Origin of the sequence: Dyella japonica DSM 16301 (assembly GCF_001010355.1) — a bacterium.
In the GTDB taxonomy this organism is placed as follows: domain Bacteria; phylum Pseudomonadota; class Gammaproteobacteria; order Xanthomonadales; family Rhodanobacteraceae; genus Dyella; species Dyella japonica.
The window spans coordinates 12,566-29,632 of sequence record NZ_JPLA01000020.1 but is presented as its reverse complement, the minus strand read 5'-3'; the positions used below and the strand labels follow the sequence as shown (position 1 = coordinate 29,632).

The 17,067-nt window shown below is 65.2% G+C and carries 20 protein-coding genes; 10 read left to right on the top strand and 10 right to left on the bottom strand.

The genetic code is table 11. The features are described 5' to 3' along the window. Positions 1–13: 13 nt before the first annotated feature. Entirely contained in the window at positions 14–934 is a 921-nt protein-coding gene (locus Y882_RS07610; protein ID WP_046971308.1) for a sulfotransferase family protein, read from the bottom strand. A gap of 194 nt (positions 935–1,128) precedes the next feature. On the opposite strand from Y882_RS07610, the gene Y882_RS07605 reads away from it, so the two are divergent. Next, entirely contained in the window at positions 1,129–2,091 is a 963-nt protein-coding gene (locus Y882_RS07605; protein WP_046971307.1) for a quinone oxidoreductase family protein, read from the top strand. Between the two features lie 7 nt (positions 2,092–2,098). On the opposite strand, the gene Y882_RS07600 is transcribed toward Y882_RS07605, so the two are convergent. From Y882_RS07600 to Y882_RS07590, 3 genes are read right to left on the bottom strand one after another with little or no spacing between them, the layout of a single operon-like run. Further along, positions 2,099–3,010: an ion channel gene (locus tag Y882_RS07600; RefSeq protein ID WP_046971306.1), complete on the bottom strand. Its 912-nt coding sequence runs from the start codon at positions 3,008–3,010 to the stop codon at positions 2,099–2,101. Between the two features lie 35 nt (positions 3,011–3,045). Next, entirely contained in the window at positions 3,046–3,555 is a 510-nt protein-coding gene (locus tag Y882_RS07595; protein WP_046971305.1) for a M48 metallopeptidase family protein, read from the bottom strand. Next, complete coding sequence (locus Y882_RS07590) at positions 3,552–3,824, bottom strand: hypothetical protein (protein ID WP_046971304.1); 273 nt, start codon at positions 3,822–3,824, stop codon at positions 3,552–3,554. Before Y882_RS07590 ends, Y882_RS07595 begins: the two co-directional genes overlap by 4 nt. Positions 3,825–3,885: 61 nt before the next feature. Between Y882_RS07590 and Y882_RS07585 the strand changes: the two genes are divergently transcribed. From Y882_RS07585 to Y882_RS07575, 3 genes are all read left to right on the top strand, one after another. Next, positions 3,886–4,335 (top strand): putative toxin-antitoxin system toxin component, PIN family, encoded by a 450-nt coding sequence (locus tag Y882_RS07585; protein ID WP_342018529.1) that lies wholly within the window; start codon positions 3,886–3,888, stop codon positions 4,333–4,335. 74 nt (positions 4,336–4,409) lie between these two features. Next, positions 4,410–4,835, top strand: coding sequence for a hypothetical protein (locus Y882_RS18800; protein WP_052949772.1), 426 nt, complete (start codon positions 4,410–4,412; stop codon positions 4,833–4,835). 35 nt (positions 4,836–4,870) lie between these two features. Further along, on the top strand, positions 4,871–5,059 hold the full coding sequence (locus tag Y882_RS07575) for a CPXCG motif-containing cysteine-rich protein (RefSeq protein WP_046971302.1): 189 nt from the start codon (positions 4,871–4,873) through the stop codon (positions 5,057–5,059). A gap of 5 nt (positions 5,060–5,064) precedes the next feature. Here the strand turns inward: Y882_RS07575 and pncA are convergent, their stop codons facing one another. Further along, the gene (gene pncA, locus Y882_RS07570) at positions 5,065–5,712 is read right to left on the bottom strand and encodes a bifunctional nicotinamidase/pyrazinamidase (protein ID WP_046971301.1); all 648 of its coding nucleotides are present in this window, start codon (positions 5,710–5,712) and stop codon (positions 5,065–5,067) included. A 229-nt stretch (positions 5,713–5,941) separates the two neighbouring features. Here pncA and Y882_RS07565 point away from each other — a divergent pair, with 229 nt between their 5' ends. Both Y882_RS07565 and Y882_RS07560 read left to right on the top strand, forming a co-directional pair. Beyond that, positions 5,942–6,313, top strand: a complete 372-nt coding sequence (locus Y882_RS07565; protein ID WP_046971300.1) for a hypothetical protein — start codon at positions 5,942–5,944, stop codon at positions 6,311–6,313. Positions 6,314–6,379: 66 nt separating this feature from the next. Further along, complete coding sequence (locus Y882_RS07560) at positions 6,380–7,579, top strand: MFS transporter (RefSeq protein WP_046971299.1); 1,200 nt, start codon at positions 6,380–6,382, stop codon at positions 7,577–7,579. 114 nt (positions 7,580–7,693) lie between these two features. On the opposite strand, the gene cls is transcribed toward Y882_RS07560, so the two are convergent. Together cls and Y882_RS07550 are read right to left on the bottom strand one after the other, a co-directional pair. Continuing rightward, complete coding sequence (cls, locus tag Y882_RS07555) at positions 7,694–9,097, bottom strand: cardiolipin synthase (protein ID WP_046971298.1); 1,404 nt, start codon at positions 9,095–9,097, stop codon at positions 7,694–7,696. Between the two features lie 56 nt (positions 9,098–9,153). Then, positions 9,154–10,083, bottom strand: a complete 930-nt coding sequence (locus Y882_RS07550) for a LysR family transcriptional regulator (protein ID WP_046971297.1) — start codon at positions 10,081–10,083, stop codon at positions 9,154–9,156. 146 nt (positions 10,084–10,229) lie between these two features. Here Y882_RS07550 and Y882_RS07545 point away from each other — a divergent pair, with 146 nt between their 5' ends. Genes Y882_RS07545 through Y882_RS07535 form a run of 3 tightly spaced genes read left to right on the top strand, consistent with a single transcriptional unit; the run spans position 10,230 to position 13,586 of the window. Further along, entirely contained in the window at positions 10,230–11,459 is a 1,230-nt protein-coding gene (locus Y882_RS07545; RefSeq protein ID WP_046971296.1) for an MFS transporter, read from the top strand. Positions 11,460–11,487: 28 nt separating this feature from the next. After that, positions 11,488–12,546 (top strand): SDR family oxidoreductase, encoded by a 1,059-nt coding sequence (locus Y882_RS07540; RefSeq protein WP_046971295.1) that lies wholly within the window; start codon positions 11,488–11,490, stop codon positions 12,544–12,546. 26 nt (positions 12,547–12,572) lie between these two features. Continuing rightward, positions 12,573–13,586 carry a zinc-binding alcohol dehydrogenase family protein gene (locus tag Y882_RS07535; protein ID WP_046971294.1) on the top strand — a complete coding sequence of 338 codons (1,014 nt, stop codon included), beginning with the start codon at positions 12,573–12,575 and terminating at the stop codon, positions 13,584–13,586. A 43-nt stretch (positions 13,587–13,629) separates the two neighbouring features. Here the strand turns inward: Y882_RS07535 and Y882_RS07530 are convergent, their stop codons facing one another. Then, positions 13,630–15,000 (bottom strand): FAD/NAD(P)-binding protein, encoded by a 1,371-nt coding sequence (locus Y882_RS07530; RefSeq protein ID WP_046971293.1) that lies wholly within the window; start codon positions 14,998–15,000, stop codon positions 13,630–13,632. A 38-nt stretch (positions 15,001–15,038) separates the two neighbouring features. Then, entirely contained in the window at positions 15,039–15,617 is a 579-nt protein-coding gene (locus Y882_RS07525) for a cysteine dioxygenase (RefSeq protein ID WP_046971292.1), read from the bottom strand. A 214-nt stretch (positions 15,618–15,831) separates the two neighbouring features. On the opposite strand from Y882_RS07525, the gene Y882_RS07520 reads away from it, so the two are divergent. After that, complete coding sequence (locus Y882_RS07520) at positions 15,832–16,122, top strand: hypothetical protein (RefSeq protein WP_046971291.1); 291 nt, start codon at positions 15,832–15,834, stop codon at positions 16,120–16,122. Positions 16,123–16,211: 89 nt separating this feature from the next. Here the strand turns inward: Y882_RS07520 and Y882_RS07515 are convergent, their stop codons facing one another. After that, positions 16,212–16,871, bottom strand: a complete 660-nt coding sequence (locus Y882_RS07515; protein ID WP_046971290.1) for an energy transducer TonB — start codon at positions 16,869–16,871, stop codon at positions 16,212–16,214. Between the last annotated feature and the right edge of the window lie 196 nt (positions 16,872–17,067).

Here is a 17,067-nt window from a genome sequence, read left to right as displayed (position 1 = left end):
GGCGCGCCGGCCTTTAGCCGACGCCCGCCACCTGCGTGTCGTACGCCTTGCGCACGCGTGCGGCGGGACGGGCACGCACCGCCTGGCACTGCGCGCGCAGGTCCTCGTAGGAGGCCAGCCGGCCCTGCAGCCAGCGCTGCATGCGGGGGCCAAACAGGCCGTCCACCTTGGGATCGGCTTCGCGCAACTGGCCTTCGATGGCCGAGATCTTCCACGGCTCGTCGTTGAGGTTGGCGATGGACTGCTGGCAGGCGTTGTCCAGCGGCGCGTCCGGCGCCAGGTCGAGGAAGGCGCACAGACGGGCCCATTCGATATCGGGCTGGCGCACCAGATCCTCGAGAAACACGAAATGATGGTTGAGTCGGCCCACGTGCTGGCTGTGGATCTCCATCGCCCTGTTCCAGCGGCGCGCCCAGTGCACGGTGCCGCCGCCGAAGGCGTCGTCGTTCTCGAAGCGCAGATAGACGTCGGCCAGCGAGGCCAGCACGTCCATGCCCCGGCGCACCACGTGGACAAAGCGTGCGTCCGGCGCCAGCAATTCGATCTCGGGGATGTAGAGCAAGTGGTTGGGCGTCTTCTCCAGCCACATCGATCGCCCGGCCACCACCGCCGAGCGGTCCAGCAGTGCAAGAAACTGACTGGAAAGCGTGCGCCAGTGGTAGGCAGAGGGCATCGGTGGGCGCGCGCCGGCCAGCTGGACATGGAGCGCAGCGAAGGTCTCGCGGATATGCCGGCGGGTCAGGCCCAGCGACTGACGCCAGCGGCGGCGGCGCTGGCGCACGCGGGCATCACCCCAGCGCCAGGCCAGATCACCGTGCAACTGCTCAAAAAACGCCGTTTCCGGCAGCGTATAGATCGCAGGGTGGCGCGCCAGCAAAGCCTGGACAATGGTGGTCCCGGAACGTGGGCAACCCACGACAAAGGTTCGCCGCATGGCGCTGTCTCCCTGAACAATGGCCGTGACCTGCCGGCCAATGACGGTGAATAACGCGTGATTTCTCGTTGCGTTGACCAAAAATACAGCTTCCCGTAAGGAAAAAGCGACTGTTTTTTCACTCGCGTCTGTCAGGGAGCCCGGCTGCAGGGCAAACTTGCCAACCACGGCCGCTTTGGATCAGGACCTCGTCCATGTACGCACTGACTTTTGACCGCTTCGGCCCCGCCGACGTCCTGCGTTGGAGCGAGCGTCCGAACCCCGTGCCGGGCCCCGATCAGGTACTGGTCCGCATGCACAGCGTTGGCCTCAACTTCGCCGACGTTTACCGCCGCAACGGCAATTACCATCTCAGCGGCACGGCGCCCTGGGTGCTGGGCTACGAAGGGGCGGGCGTGGTCGAAACGCCGGTGCCGGGCGATACCCAGTTCCCGGCAGGCACGCGGGTGGGCTTTGCCGATATGCCGCATGCCAACGCCGAGCTGGTGGCGGTGGATCGCGACCGCCTGATCCCTTTGCCCAACGATATCGATGCCGATACGGCCGCCGCGGTGCTGCTGCAGGGGCTGACCGCGCAATACCTGGTCACCGACAGTTTTGTGGTACGACCCGGCGACGTGGCGGTGGTACATGCCGCTGCCGGGGGCGTCGGCCTGCTGCTGGTGCAGATGCTCAAGGCGCTCGGTGCGGTGGTGCTGGGCATCGCCTCCAGCGAGGCCAAGCGCGATGCGGTGATCGGCGCAGGCGCCGACGTGGCGGTGGGCTACGACGATTGGGTGGAGGCCACCCGTTCGCTTACCGGCGGGCACGGCGCCAACGTGGTCTACGACTCGGTGGGCCGCACGCTGCCGGACAGCATGGCGGTCGCCCGTATCGGCGGCACTGTGGTGTTCTACGGCATGGCGGCGGGCGACCCGGACCCGGTCGACCCGCGCCTGTTGATGGACCGGTCGCTCACCCTCACGGGCGGCGACCTGTGGAACGTGCTGACCGGCCCGGCCGAGCGCCGCCGGCGCGCCGCCGCGCTGTTTGAACAGATCAGACAGGGCAGCGTGCGGCCGCAGATTGCCGCGCGCATCCCGCTACGCGATGGCGCCCGCGCGCATGCCTATCTGGAAAGCCGCGCCGCCATCGGCAAGGTGCTGCTGACGCTTTGAGCGTCGCTCAGAAGCGATCGGTGTTCTCGTTGTCTTCCACCGGCAGCACATGGTGGAACACGCCGTAATCGATGTGGCTGACGCCTTGGTCGTCGTCGTGCACCAGGTCGATGTAGCGATGATTCCAGCGCCACTCGCGATGGCTCCATTGATGACGGGCAAGCATCGATTGCGCGGTGGTTTCGTCGATGCCTTCGATGCACAGCATCAGGGTGGCTTCGGTGGTCGCCAGTTGTTCCTGGCTCATGCCGTACAACGGGCTGCCTTCGTCGATGACGTGCATCAGGCTCCAGCTCAGCGTGAACACCGGATGGCGGTCGCGTACCAGCTTGAGGTCGTGGATGCGGCGCAGGCGAAAGCCTTCGGGGGATGTCTCGCGCAGCAGCAGATGCAGTTTGGCGGAGGCTTCGGCAATCACGTTCTGGCGCGCGTTCGCCGCGCGTATCATCAGCGTGCTCTGCCCATGCACCTGGCGGATCACCGGATGATCGGCGAACAGCATCTTGGCGCGCGGCCGCGAGAAGCGCGAAAACACCAGGCCGGTGACCAGGGCGATGCTCAACATGCCGGCGAAGATCTCCACCGTCGCCACGATGTGGGCATACATCGTTTGCGGATGCATGTCGCCATAGCCCACCGTCGCCAACGTTTCCACGCTGAAGAAAAACGCGCCGGCGAAGTTGCGCGGAAACTGGTTGGCGATGGCGTGGTCGCCCAGCTGGTACAGCGCGGCGAATGCCGTGTTGAGGGCCAGGAACGCCGCCGCGGCCAGCCCGAAAAACGTGGGCCAGCGGATATTGAGCGCGAAATGGTAGATATCGTCCCAGATGCGCTGGGTCAGGCCTTCGCTGACGAACGGCCGCCCGCCGATCTGGATCGTGCGTGGACGATTGAGCCATTGTCGAAACCAAACGAACATGGAGCCATACCTGGCGGGTGAGGGGCGTGGCGATTCTATCGCGGCGTGCGCGCCTCAAGCGCATCGCGCCAGGTCAGCAGCAGGCGCAGGTCCAGTTCCTGCTGGTGATAGTCCGGCTGCATGTATTCGCACAGCTGGTAGAACGCCTTGTTGTGCTCGGTTTCCTTCAGGTGCGCCAGTTCGTGCACCACGATCATCTTGAGGAATTCCGGCGGCGTATCGCGAAACAGCGAGGCGATGCGGATCTCCTTGCGCGCCTTCATGCGAGCGCCGTGCACATGCGAAATCGCCGTGTGCATGCCCAGCGCCTTGCTGATCACATCCAGCTTGCTGTCGTACCACACGCGGTCGATGCCGGGCGCGTTGCGCAGGTGCTCCTGGCGCAGGGCATTGGTATAGGCATACAGCGCCTTGTCGCTCTGCACCTCGTGGCGGCCGGGATGGCGCTGTTCCAGATAGGTGCCCAGCTCATCGCGGGCTATCAGCTGGCGCACCTTGTCCAGCAGCGCCGGCGGATAGCCGCCGAGGTACTTCAGCGTGGTCATGCCGCGGGTGGTTCGTCGTCGAAGCCGGTATAGCCTTCCGGGAACACCGGCGTGCCGTCCTCTTCCAGCGATTCGATGGCGGCAAGCGCCTTGTCGGCGGCGGCTTCGGCCAGCGCCTGTTCGCGGAAGCTGCGGTTCTCGCAGATGGCGAAATACACTGGAAAACCGCCGCGTTCGCGCGGCGTGACGACGATGCAGGCGGTGTAGCGCGAGCCCTCGGCAACCGCCGTGGTGTGGACCGCGTAGTGGTCGAAGAGGCGTTCGGACATGTCGGTATTCCACCAGGTAGGACGCTCATTTTAACCGGGTGGCTGTGCCACCATGCGCGCCATGTCCAAATCCGTGCCCCGCATCGTGCTCGACACCAATGTCGCGCTCGACCTGTTCGTGTTTCGCGATCGTGCCTGCGAGCGCCTCAAGGCAGCCTTGGAGCAGGCCCTGGTGATCGCGGTGGTGGATGAGCCCTGCCGCGAGGAATGGCAGGCGGTGCTGAGCTATCCCCAGTTCGGCCTCGGCGAGGCCGCACGCCAGCAGGCCATGGCGGCGTTCGACCAGGCGGTGTCGCTGCTGCCGCCAGCCGCCATGACGCCACGCCCGGACATCAAGCTGCCGCGCTGCGCCGATCCGGACGATCAGAAATTCCTCGAGCTGGCGCTGGCCTCGGGCGCCCAGTGGCTGCTGAGCAAGGACAAGGCCGTGCTGCAGCTGGCCCGGCGCACTGCGCGTGAGGGCTGGTTTCAAATCCTGTGCCCTTCGGCATGGGAACCACCGGTGCCCTGAGCGTACGATTCACAGTCGATTGATCGCGTATTGGCGATGCTCGAGCAGCCAACTATCCAAGGTGGAGTCCGGTGATGAAGATCAGGCAGAAAGCAGCAGGTGCGGTATGGATGGCCTTGGGCCTGGTGGCCCTGACCGGCTGCGGGGTGACCAACGACCATGACAAGGTCATCAAGGACGTGGTGTCCAACCGCCAGTTCCTCTACCAGACCCCGGGCGACGGCAATGCCACGCTGCAGATCGTGCGCAGCAACGGTTACTTCGGCGGCGGCTGTTCCAGCCAGGTGCTGGTCGACGACAAGTTTGCCGCCCAGCTGGAAACCGGCGAGCAGGCCACGTTCTACCTGCCCAGCGGCGCGCACACCGTATCGCTGCGCAACTCCGGCGCGTGTCACAGGGCGGGCGACAATGCCCATGTCGACACCAACCTGGCCGCCGGCGAAACCGCCCTGGTCGAAGTGAACAAGTGGGGTTCGTCGCTCTCGCTGGCCAAGCGCTGAGCGATCGTCAGAACAGGGGAGTCGAGGAGGGCGCCATGCTCGATCAAGTCTTCATCCACTGCCCGTACTGCGGCGAAGCCATCGAGATCCTGGTCGATGGCTCCGTCGACAGCCAGCACTACATCGAGGACTGCCAGGTCTGCTGCCGTCCGATCAACATCAGCGTGAGCGTTGACGAAGACGGCGATCCGCAGGTCAGCGTGGCCTCGGAAAACGAAGGCTGAGACGCTCAGGCCAGCGCGGTCGAATCGATCACATCCACGCCCATATTCTCGAAACGCAGGCGCGTGGGGATATCCGTCTCCGGTGATACCGGGCGGGTGAGATCCCATAGCACGTGGGTGCGGTAACCCAGTTCCACCGCATCCTGCGCGGTCCACAGCACGCACACGTCGCGTGCCAGCCCACAGACATACACCTCGTCCACGCCTTGCTCGCGCAGCCAACCGTGCAGCGCGGTGGACGGACGCTTGCCGTGCGGCCCATGGTTTTCGCGAAAGCCGCTATACGAATCCACGCGCGGATCGTCGCCCTTGCGGATCACCGTATCCACCGGCGACCAGTCGATCGACGGATGCAGCGCCGCTCCCGGCGTTTCCTGCACGCAGTGCGGGGGCCACAGCGTCTGCGCATGGCCATAAAGCGGAATGCGGTCGAACGGCGCACGCCCCGGGTGGGAGGTGGCGAACGAGACATGGCCCTTGGGATGCCAGTCCTGGGTGGCCACGACATGCTCGAAGACATCCCGCTTCAAAAGCTGGTCGATGCCCGGAACGATGGCGTCCCCCTCGTGGCAGGCAAGCGCGCCGCCGGGCATGAAGTCCGGCTGCACGTCGACCAGGATCAGGGCGGCGCGGCGGCTGACGGCTGGTTTCATATGGATGGGCTCATATGGATGGGCTCATGGTCGCGTCGAGTCTCGCAAAAGGTTGCGCCGGAAAGTCTAGTGGGCCTGAAGGGGGCGTGGTGTGACGCGTTCGACGCGTGATTTGTCATCCCTATGGTGTGTTCAGGCTGGCCGTTCTCCACCCCAGACGATGGTATGGCCCGGCCGGACCGTCGTCGCAGGCATAATGAGCCCACGGCAACCGATAGGGACCAGAGGCATGTTTTTCGACCAGTCGTGGATGGGCTACGGAATCGTGGGTGCGCTGGAGGCTGGTGCGATTGCCCTGGTCATCGGTCTGCTCCTCTACGTCGGCCTGCATTTGTTCGGCCGTAGCCAGGGCTGGAGCCTCGGACTGGAGGTTGGCTGGGCCAGCGTGATCGGCGTGATCCTCGCCGGCGGCAGCGACATGTGGAACCTGATCTATTTCAACTACGGCCGCGTGCAGTCGCTGCAGCTGCTGAAAATACGCCTGGCCGAAGTGCACGATCCGGATAATCTCGGTGCACGCGTGTTCTTCGAGTTCGTCGGCGTGGCCGTCGGTGTTTTCATTGGCTGGCTGTTGTTCGCACGTCGTCGCACGTCCGTGTAACGCGCGTGTTCGGCGATTCCCCCTTGCGCCGATGACGCCGCTGTTTCCTCCCTCAAAGCAGTACCCATGAATACTCACGTTGAAGCGGGCGCCAGCGGCTTGCCGCTGACCCGACGAATCGTCCAGATCGTTCTGTTCACCTTCCTGGCCTATCTGGTGATCGGCATGCAGCTGGCGGTGCTGCCGCCGTTCGTGCACAGCGAGCTTGGCTTTGGCGCCGTGCTGGCCGGCCTGGTGATCAGCACGCAATACGTGGCCACTTTGTTGAGCCGCGGTTTTGCGGGACGCACTTCCGATACCGCCGGCCCCAAGCGCGCTGCGCTGATCGGCCTGGTGGCATGCGCGATCAGCGGCTTGCTGATGATCGCCGCGGCCCTGCTGCGCGCGTGGCCGATCGCGTCAGTGGGCGTGATGCTGGTGGCGCGGTTGGCGCTGGGCATGGGCGAGAGCTGCGTGGCCACCGGTTGCATCATGTGGGGCATCGGCCGCGTGGGTGCGGAGCACACGGCCAAGGTCATTTCCTGGAACGGCATCGCCACCTATGGCGCGCTCGCGGTCGGCGCGCCGCTGGGCGTGGTGCTGACCAGTGCGGCCGGCTTCGCGAGCATCGGCATCGCGGCGGTGCTGTTGATGGTGCTGGGTCTGTTGCTGGCATGGCGTCGACCCGCCGTACACGTGGAGGCCGGCGAGCGCCTGCCGATGCACCACGTCTTCGGCCGTGTGGCGCCTTACGGCATGGGCCTGGCGCTGGCTTCGGTGGGCTTTGGCGTGATCGCCACCTTCATCACGCTGTATTACGCGCGGGAGGGCTGGTCTGGTGCCGCACCCACGCTGAGTGTGTTTGGCGTGTGCTTCGTTGGCGTGCGCCTGGTGTTGGGCTGGACCATCGCGCATTTTGGCGGCTATCGCACCGCGCTCGTTTCCTTGCTGGTGGAATGCGCCGGCCTGATCGTGCTGGCGATGGCCAATCACCCCGCGATGGCCATGCTGGGCGCCGCGCTGAGCGGCATCGGCTTTTCGCTGATCTTCCCCGCGCTCGGCGTGGTGGCGGTGGAGCGGGTGAGTGGCAGCAATCGCGGCGCGGCGCTGGCGGCGTATTCGGTGTTTATCGATGTGGCGCTGGGCGTGACCGGTCCCCTGGGTGGCTGGATCGCTTCGGGTGGACGCTACGGGCCGATGTTCGTGGTGGCCGCGATGTTGTCGCTGACGGCGGCGGTGCTTACCGGCAGCCTTTATCTGCTTCACGGCAACAAGGCGACCGGCTGATCGCCCGACCGCCGTTGTAGGAGCGCACCCTGTGCGCGACCGAAGGTACCGCGGCGCGAGAGATCGCGACGTTGGTCGCGCACAGGGTGCGCTCCTACAAAGTGGTGGTACGCCTCAAAGCACCGGATCGAACAATCGCGCCACATGCATCGCAAGTCGCCGCAGATACGGCGCCTTCTCATATTCCGCGGCAGTGACCTCATGCGCATGGGCGAAGTCATCGCTGAGCATGGTTTCCACTTCGGTGGCGAATTCCTCATCCACGTTCAACGCGCCGATCTCGAAGTTGAGACGGAACGAACGATTGTCCAGATTCATGCTGCCTACCGAGGCGGTGTCGTCGTCCACCAGCAACACCTTCTCGTGCACAAAGCCCGGCTGATAACGGAACACGCGGATGCCGGCGAGCACGGCGTCGTGGGCGTACAGGCTGGTGGCGAGAAACACGGTGCGGTGATCGGGGCGACACGGAATCAGCACGCGCACGTCCACGCCGCGGAACACCGCCAGCCGCAACGCCGACATCACCGCCTGGTCAGGTACGAAGTAAGGCGTGGTGATCCATAGCCGCTGACGCGCGGCGTGGATCAGCGAGACGAAGAACAGCGAGCAGGTCTCCTGTCGATCGGCCGGCCCGGTGGCCGCGATCAGCGTGTGCGCGTTGCCGGACCCTTGCTGGGGCTTGAGCAACGGCGGCAACTCGCCGGTGACCCAGTGCCAGTCTTCGGCGAAGCTGCGCTGCAGGTCGGCCACGGCAGGGCCTTCGATTTCCAGGTGGGTATCGCGCCAGGGCGCCAGCGGCGGCTTAAGGCCGAGGTATTCGTCGCCCACGTTGAGGCCGCCGACAAAACCGCGCACGCCGTCCACCACCACGATCTTGCGGTGATTGCGGAAGTTGAGCTGGAAGCGGTTGCTCCGCCTTTGCGTGGCGAACGGATGGATGATCACGCCCGCTTCCTGCAGCGTTTCCACGTACTCGTTCGGCAGCGCGTGACTGCCGATGCCGTCGTAGAGCACGCATACATCCACGCCGGCGCGCACCCGGTCGATCAGCGCCTGCTGCATGCGCTTGCCCAGCATGTCGTCGTGGATGATGAAGAACTGCACCAGCACGCAGCGCTTGGCTTCGTTGATCGCGGCGAAGATCGCCTCGAACGTGGCGTCGCCGTTGATCAGCAGCCGCAGCCGTTGCCCCGGATGGAAACGCGCGCCGAGCATATGTGCGATTTCGCCGTAGCGTTCATTCACCTCGGGGCCACTGGAGCCATTGGCCAGCTGCGCATCCGCCAGCGCCTGCATCTGGTCGCGCCGCGCGCGGTGCAGGTCCACGTAGCCGTGAAAATGGCTGCGTCCGAGATAGAGATAGGGAATCAATGTGGCGTACGGCAGCAACACCAGGCCCAGCGCCCACGCAAACGCACCCTGCGGCGTGCGCGTATTGATCACCGCGTGCATGGCGGCGAGCACACCGGCAATGTGCAGTACCAGCAACAGGCCGCCGACGATGGTGGTCAACATGCCGCGCCACCGACGAGGTGAATGAGGCGATCCTTATCCAGCATGGGTTCCCCGCATCAACGCATGGCGTCGCGCACAGTATCGAGCACATCGCGTTCGCGTGCCTGCAGTTCCTGCTGCAGGTGATCCACGAACAGGCGGATGCGCGCCGGCAGGTAGGCCCGGCTGGGGTAGATGGCGTAGACATGGGCGTCGGGCAGGAACACCTCGTTCTTCAGCGGCACCAGGCGGCCGGCGCGCACATCGTCGGCGATATCCCAGGCCGACTTGAACGCGATGCCGTGGCCGGCGACGGCCAGGCTGCGCATCAGGTCGCCGTTGTCGCAGGTCATGGCCGCTTCCACGCGGAGCGGTCGGGGGCCATCGGGGCTCTGCACGATCCACGGCAGCACGCCGTGGCCGGGGCGGTGCAGCATCAGGCAGCGGTGCTGCTGCAGTTCGTGGGCATGGCGAGGATGGCCGTGCCGTTCCAGATACGCCGGCGAGGCGCACAGCACGCGGAAGTTGTTGGTCAGCAGGCGCGACACCAGCCGCGAGTCGGTCATGGTGCCGCCGCGCACGGCGACATCCACGCCGTATTCGAACAGGTCGAGCATCGCGTCGGAATTGGTGATGCGCAGATGCAGCTGCGGGTGCTGTTCGGCGAACGCGGCGGCGATGGGCCCCACATACTGGCGTCCCATATCCACCGCGGCGGAGATATGCAGCTGCCCGCGTACTTCCAGCTGGCGCAGGCCGACGGCCGAATTGGCGTCGTCCACGTCGGCGATGATGGCCTGGCAGCGCTCGAAATACAGCGTGCCTTCCTCGGTGAGCACGAGGCGGCGCGAGCTGCGCTGGAGCAGGCGCACGCCCAGCGCCGTCTCCAGCCGGGTCAGCCGCTTGCTGGCGGCGGCGGGAGACAAGCCCAGTTCACGCCCGGCGGCCGACAGGCTGCCTTCGGTCACGGCGCGGACGAACAGCCGCATATCTTCGAAATCGACCATGTTCTGGAGACCTTGGCGAGGCCGGTACGGCGTGGCGGGTGGGGCATCTTTAACTTCCAGGAAAAGATGCCTCTCTAGTTTGCTCAATTCCCGCAAAGATCCACAAGGCGCACAGTGGCGTCCGTTTCCTTCAGGGACTGCCTCCCATGAACCCCTCGCTTTCCTCCGGTGGCGCCGATGCGCCAGCTGCCGGTTCCTCCCGGCTAGCCCTGCTGGCCCTGTCGGTTGCCGCGTTCGCCATCGGCACCACCGAATTCGTGATCATGGGCCTGCTGCCCGAAGTGGCGACGGATCTGCACGTGAGCATCCCCTCCGCTGGGCTGCTGGTCTCCGGCTATGCGCTCGGCGTGGCGGCAGGTGCGCCGTTGCTGGCCGCGCTCACGGCGCGCATGGAGCGCCGCAACGCCCTGCTGCTGTTGCTGGGCCTGTTCATCCTCGGCAACGCGCTCTGCGCGGTGGCGCCCAACTACGGCGTGCTGATGGTGGCGCGCGTGGTGGCCGCGTTCTGTCATGGCTCGTTCTTCGGCATTGGCGCCGTGGTGGCGTCGCATGTGGTGCCGCGTGGCCAGGCTGCGCGCGCGATCGCCTTGATGTTCACCGGGCTGACCCTGGCCAACGTGCTGGGTGTGCCGTTCGGTACCTTTCTTGGCCAATGGGCGGGTTGGCGCTCGACCTTCATGGCCGTTACCGGCCTGGGCCTGATCGCCGCCATCGCCGTGTGGCGCCTGGTGCCGTCCTTGCCAGACCTGCCGTCGCCGAACATGAAACGCGAGCTCGGCGTGCTGCGCCAGCCGCAGGTGCTGCTGGCCTTGCTGATGACGGTGCTGGGTTTTGGCGGCGTGTTCACCGTGTTCACCTACATCGCGCCGATCCTGCAGCAGGTGGCTCACGTGAGCGTGGGTGCGACGGGCTGGGTGCTGATCCTGTTCGGCGTGGGCACCACCATCGGCAATATGCTCGGCGGTCGCCTGGCCGACTGGCGCCTGATGCCCTCGCTGGTGGGCGTGCTGATCGCGCTGTCGCTGATCATGCTGGCGTTTGCCTGGACCATGCACAACACGGTCGCCGCCATCGTCACCGTGTTCGTGTGGGGCATCGCGGCGTTTGCCACCGTGCCGCCGCTGCAGATGCGCGTGGTGCAGCAGGCCAGCGATGGTCCGCATCTCGCCTCCACGTTGAATATCGCGGCCTTCAATCTCGGCAATGCCATCGGCGCCTTCATTGGCGGTTCGATGATCGGCATGGGGCTGGGCCTGCCGTCGGTGAGCGTGGCCGGCGCGGTGGTGGCCTTGCTTGGCCTGCTGATCACCTTGGTCAGCGCAGCGCTGGAACGGCGTCGCGGCCTGGTCGCAGCGGCCTGTGCCGTAGGCGCCTGATCACACCCTCCGCGTGCAAAGGATAGGCATGAGCAAGCAAGGCAAGGTGGCACTCGTGGTGGGTGCCCAGGGCGTGATCGGTCGCAATCTGATCGATCACTTGTCCACACGCGACGACTGGCAGGTGATCGGCCTGTCGCGTCGCGGCGGCACTGACGAAGGCCGCGTGCAACACATCGCCGTCGATCTGCTCGATATCGACGACACGCGGGCGAAGCTCGGCAAACTCGACCAAGTAACGCACGTGTTCTACGCGGCTTACCAGGATCGATCCAGCTGGGCCGAGCTGGTGCCGCCCAATGTAGCGATGCTGACGAACGTGCTCGATGCCATCGAAGCAGTGGCGCCGCGGCTCGAACACATCAGCCTGATGCAGGGCTACAAGGTCTACGGCGGACACCTGGGGCCGTTCAAGACGCCGGCACGCGAAACCGATGCGGCCTTCATGCCGCCGGAATTCATGCACGATCAGCAACGCCTGCTCGAACAACGCCAGCAGGGCAGGGCGTGGAGCTGGTCGGCAATACGTCCTGCGGTGGTCGGCGGGTTTGCGCTGGGCAATCCGATGAACCTCGCGCTCGCCATCGCCGTGTATGCGTCGATCAGCAAGGAGCTCGGACTGCCACTGCGCTTTCCCGGCAAGCCGGGCGCCTACGACAGGCTGCTGGAAATGACCGATGCCGGCCTGCTCGCCCGCGCCACCGTGTGGGCGGCCACCGAACCGCGTTGCGCCAACCAGGCATTCAATATCACCAACGGCGACCTGTTCCGCTGGAACGAGATGTGGCCTTTCATTGCCGATTATTTCGGCCTTGAGCTCGCACCGCCGCTGCCGCTGTCGCTGGATACCGTGATGGCGGACAAGGAGCCGCTGTGGCATGCCATGGGCGAGCGGCATGGCCTCGCACCGCACGCCTATGCCGAGGTATCGTCCTGGCGTTTTGCCGACTTCGTGTTTTCCTGGGACTACGACATGTTTGGCGACGGTTCCAAGGCGCGGCGCTATGGCTTCCACGAACATGTGGAAACCAAGGCGATGTTCGCGCGACTGTTTGATGACTTTCGTCGGCGCAAAATCATTCCCTGACTTTTCAGATTCGCAAGGAGAGCTGCATGAAAGCCGTCGCGTACCGACAGATCCTGCCCATCACCGATCCGCACAGCCTGCTCGACGTCGAGTTGGCGCAGCCCGCGCCACAAGGGCGCGATCTGCTGGTGCAGGTCGAAGCGATCTCGGTCAATCCGGTGGATACCAAGGTGCGCCAGCGGGCCAACCCTGACGGCACCGACAAGGTACTGGGCTGGGACGCGGCCGGTACCGTGGTGGCGACGGGTGCCGACGTCACGCTGTTCAAGCCGGGCGACGCGGTGTACTACGCCGGCGCGATCGATCGTTCCGGCAGCAATGCGCAGTTCCAACTGGTGGATGAGCGGATCGTGGGACGCAAGCCCGGCACGCTCGATTTCGCACAGGCCGCGGCAATGCCGCTGACCACGATCACCGCATGGGAATTGCTGTTCGACCGACTCAACCTGCCGCGCGGCGCCACGGCGCGTCCTCGCGTCATCCTGGTCGTCGGCGGTGCAGGAGGCGTGGGTTCGATGGCGATCCAGTTGGCACGCACGTTGACCAATGCCACCGTGATCGCCACGGCGTCTCGCGAAGACAGCCAGGCCTGGGTGAAGGCCTTGGGCGCGCATCATGTGGTTGATCATCACGGCGATCTGGTCGCTGCAGTGAAGGCGGTCGCACCGCAAGGCGTGGACGACGTGCTCAGCCTCACGCATACCGAGCAGCACTTTGCGAAGCTGGTGGAACTGCTCAAGCCGCAGGGCAAGCTGGCCTTGATCGATGATCCGGCCAAGCCGCTGGAGATTAATCTGCTCAAGCAGAAGAGCATCTCGCTGCACTGGGAATTCATGTACACGCGCTCGCTGTTCCACACCGAGGACATGCAGGCGCAGCATCGTCTGCTCAACGAAGTGGCCGATCTGGTCGACGCGGGTGTGTTGCGCACGACGCTGCGCGAAAACCTGGGTGCGATCAATGCGGAGAACTTGCGTCGCGCACATCAGCAAGTGGAAAGCGCGAGTTCGATCGGCAAGCTGGTTTTAGGCGGCTGGTAATCGCTGGCACGCAAAAAAAGGAGCGCCAGGCGCTCCTTTTTTATCAGCCGCCCTTCAACAACCGGTCGGCGAGATTGCGTGCCTGCTGCCTTATCTCCGGCATGGCCGTGGATTCCCACAGCGTGCCGCGCAGCAGGGTGCCGATCGCGTAGAAATGCGGCCACGGCTGGTTGCCGTGCGCGACCCGGCCATCCGTAGAGGCGGTGACGCCGAGGCCGAGCGGATCGGCGGTGACATGGCCGTTGGTCGACAGCTGCCGGATCAGGGGATGATGCGTGCGCCGCACATCCGTATTGAGGCCCACCGTCTGGATGACCAGATCCGCATCCATGGATTCGATGCCCTTACCGTGCGGACGGCGAATCTCCAGCTGCAGCTTGTCGCCGACCAGATCGACCGCCTGCAGGCGGCCGCGACGACGGTGCAGCCGGTTGCTGTCCTCAAGTGCCTTCATGGCCGTCATGACCTGCGGCGGCATGCGATGACGCACGCGCTCCCAGGCCCAGCGGGCATGGCGCAAGAAGCGCGAGCGTTCCGCCTCCGGCAGCAGCGCCCATAGCGACGGCGTATGCGGCCGCAGGCTGTCGACCACGGTGCGCCAGTCGGCGCTTTGCGCCATGGCTTCGCGCAGCAGGCGGATCCAGGTGCGGATGTAGGGCTCCTCGCGCATCGCCTCGATCAGTTCGGCGCTGTCGTCGGCAGGCGCCGAAGCGTGCTGCAGATGTGGCTCCGGCAACAGGCCGTGGCGGGAAATTGCCTCGAAAGTGGCGTTCGGCCACAGCGCCGACAGCTCCAGCAACACGTCGACCGCGGTAAGGCCCAGGCCGATCAGCACCACCTTGCGCGGACGCGCGTCCGGTTTGGCCTGGGCGAGAAAACCCCAGGGCTCGGTCACGTACTGGCCGCTGGCGAGTGCGGCGTCGCTGACGCCATTCAACGGCAGCGGCGGCAACGAGCCGATGGCCAGCACGGCGGCATCGACACGCGCGCTGTCTTCGCCGTGGATGACGTTGACGCCGTCGTGCTCCGGCACGATGGCATCCACACCGAACGGCAGCACACGCACGTCGTGGCCGGCGGCGCGTGCACGCTCGAGCGCGCGCTCCACCTGGGCTTCGAGATAATCGCCGTAGAGGCGGCGCGGCAGGAAATCGGTGCCGGCGATGGTGCCGTCGCCGCGCTGGGCGTATTCCAGGAACCCATGCGGCCGGGCAGCAAACATGCTCATCGACGCCGCACGGACGTTCAACAAATGCTTGTCGGACCGCGTGCCATACGCGACACCGCGCGGGGAGTTACCGCCGCCGGTATACCAGTCCAGATGCAACGGCTGCGGCAGCTGGCGTTCCAGCAGCTCGCTCAGCAGCGCTGCCGCTGCAGCACCGCCGCCGATGATGGCGACCCGTCGATACATGCCACTCCCTCAAAAAAAACGTCTTCACGTGTGTGGCCTCAAGCATACAGGCGACCGGCCAAAGGGCTGCGCTGCTGGCTTGCGGTCCACTGGCCAGCTTTGCCAGCTTCTTGGTATGTAAAGTACTGTGCCAGATCGCCACCGTACACGTGAAGCGTCAAGGCCGTGTCGTGCCGGGACAGGTTGCGGCAGCGGTGGACGTGGCGGTCGTCGGCGTCGAACCAGGTGACGTCGCCTGGTCCCAGCCAGTCGCGGCCGGTCAATCGCAGGTTCTTCCCGTGTGGGTCGCGGTCCCACGATTCCACTTCGAGCGCGCCATGCAGGGCCATCTCCAGGCCCCACAAGCCATTGTGGTCGTGGATCGGGGTGGCGTAGTTGGCCGGCCATGCCATCACCAGCACGCTGATGTCCGGCTTGTTGCGCTGCGCCACCAGCCAGCGTTCGAAGCCGCGGTTGCGCTCGCGCAGATCGGCCAGATCGCCAGCAAGGGCCTGCTTGTTCTGGTAGACCGTGCGGCTGAGTTCTCTTGCCATCGAGGCAAGGTCGGGGTGCTCGCCTACCCCATGATCAAATGCGATTTCACGCAGCGCCTTGAGGTGTTGCATGTGTTTGGCCATGCGAAGTCACTCATGGAAACCGGCGCGCAGTGGAGCATGCGTATCGTTAAAGTCCCGTAACACCGGGCAGGGCGCAGCACATGACTTTCGCGACATGCGCGACATGGCGCAAAAGCGCACGATGCTTTCCAAGCAGGCCTTGAAACTTGCATCGGTTGCCACAACTGCTCGATGCGCAACGGTCGCCGGCAGTGACGCCGGGAGGAGACACATCATGTTTGCGATAAGCGTGCTCTTGATGTTGATAGTGGGCATTTGGCTCGGGGTCGCCTTGATCGGCCTGGTGTTCAAGCTCGCCTTCGCCTTGATCGGCGGTCTTTTCAGCCTGGTCGGCGCCGTACTTGGTCTGGTGTTCGGCGGCATCGCGTTGTTGATTGCCGCGCCCATCGTGGCGCTCGCCCTGTTGCCGTTGTGCCTGCCGGTGATCGTGCTGGTGGCCATGGTGTGGGCCATCGTGCGTCTTGCGCGCGGCCCCGCGCAGCCGGCGCCGGTCAACGCCCACTGACGTTTCGCTTGCCGTGGAAGGGCCCGGCCTGCCACTGGATGCAGGTCGGGCCTTCCGCTTCAGATCGTTCTAAAGCGCGGCCGCGCCGCTCAAAGCTCGTTCAAATTGAAGGTGACCGGCACGCGGGCCCATGCGCGCACCGCCCGACCATTCACCACCGCCGGCTCGAATTTCCAACCCTTCAACACCTGCTCGCGGGCACTGCGATCGAGCAGGGTGTAGCCGCTGCTCTGTTCGATGGCGACCTCTTGCGGAACACCGTTCTCGTCCACCAGCACCTTCAGGATCACTTGCCCTTGCAGGCGTGAATGCAGTGCCTGTGCGGGATATTTCAGCGGTGTCGCGCGATAGGCGAGGGTGGCTTCGACAGGTGCACTGGTCACGTCCGTCGTCGGCGGAGCGATGGTTGGCGGCACCAGCGGCGCGGGCACCGTGCCATCGTCGGTGGTGTTGACCACCGGCGGCGTCAACGGCAGGGGATGCGTTAGCGCTTGCGGATGTGGCACCGTCTTCGGTTGCACCAGCTTTTTGAGTTCGATCTGCGGCGGCGGGGGCACCTCCTTCTTCGGGGTAATCCAGCTGATTGGCGTGGTGGCGATGCGTTGTACCTGCTCGGCCAGCTGCGGCGCCATCGGACGCATCAGGGCAAGGAGTGCGGCGAGGTTGAGGGCGATGGCGACGCTCATCGCGGCGATGCGGACATGGTCCGGCTGGGCGTGACGGGGTACAGCCAGGCTTGCGGACGACATAAGCGACCTCCTGACGTATCGATGTGAGTTTTGACGCCTGCTGGAACAGGCGGATGGCCCGTGCACGCCGCGCGGGGACGCGGAGGGATCGTGTCGGTGCGGTTGCAGCCTAAGCCCGAAAAAAAGGCTTGCGCAAGTAGCCGTATGGAAGGCTATTCTGTGGGGCGGAAGCCCGATGGCCCAAATCGCGGTTTTT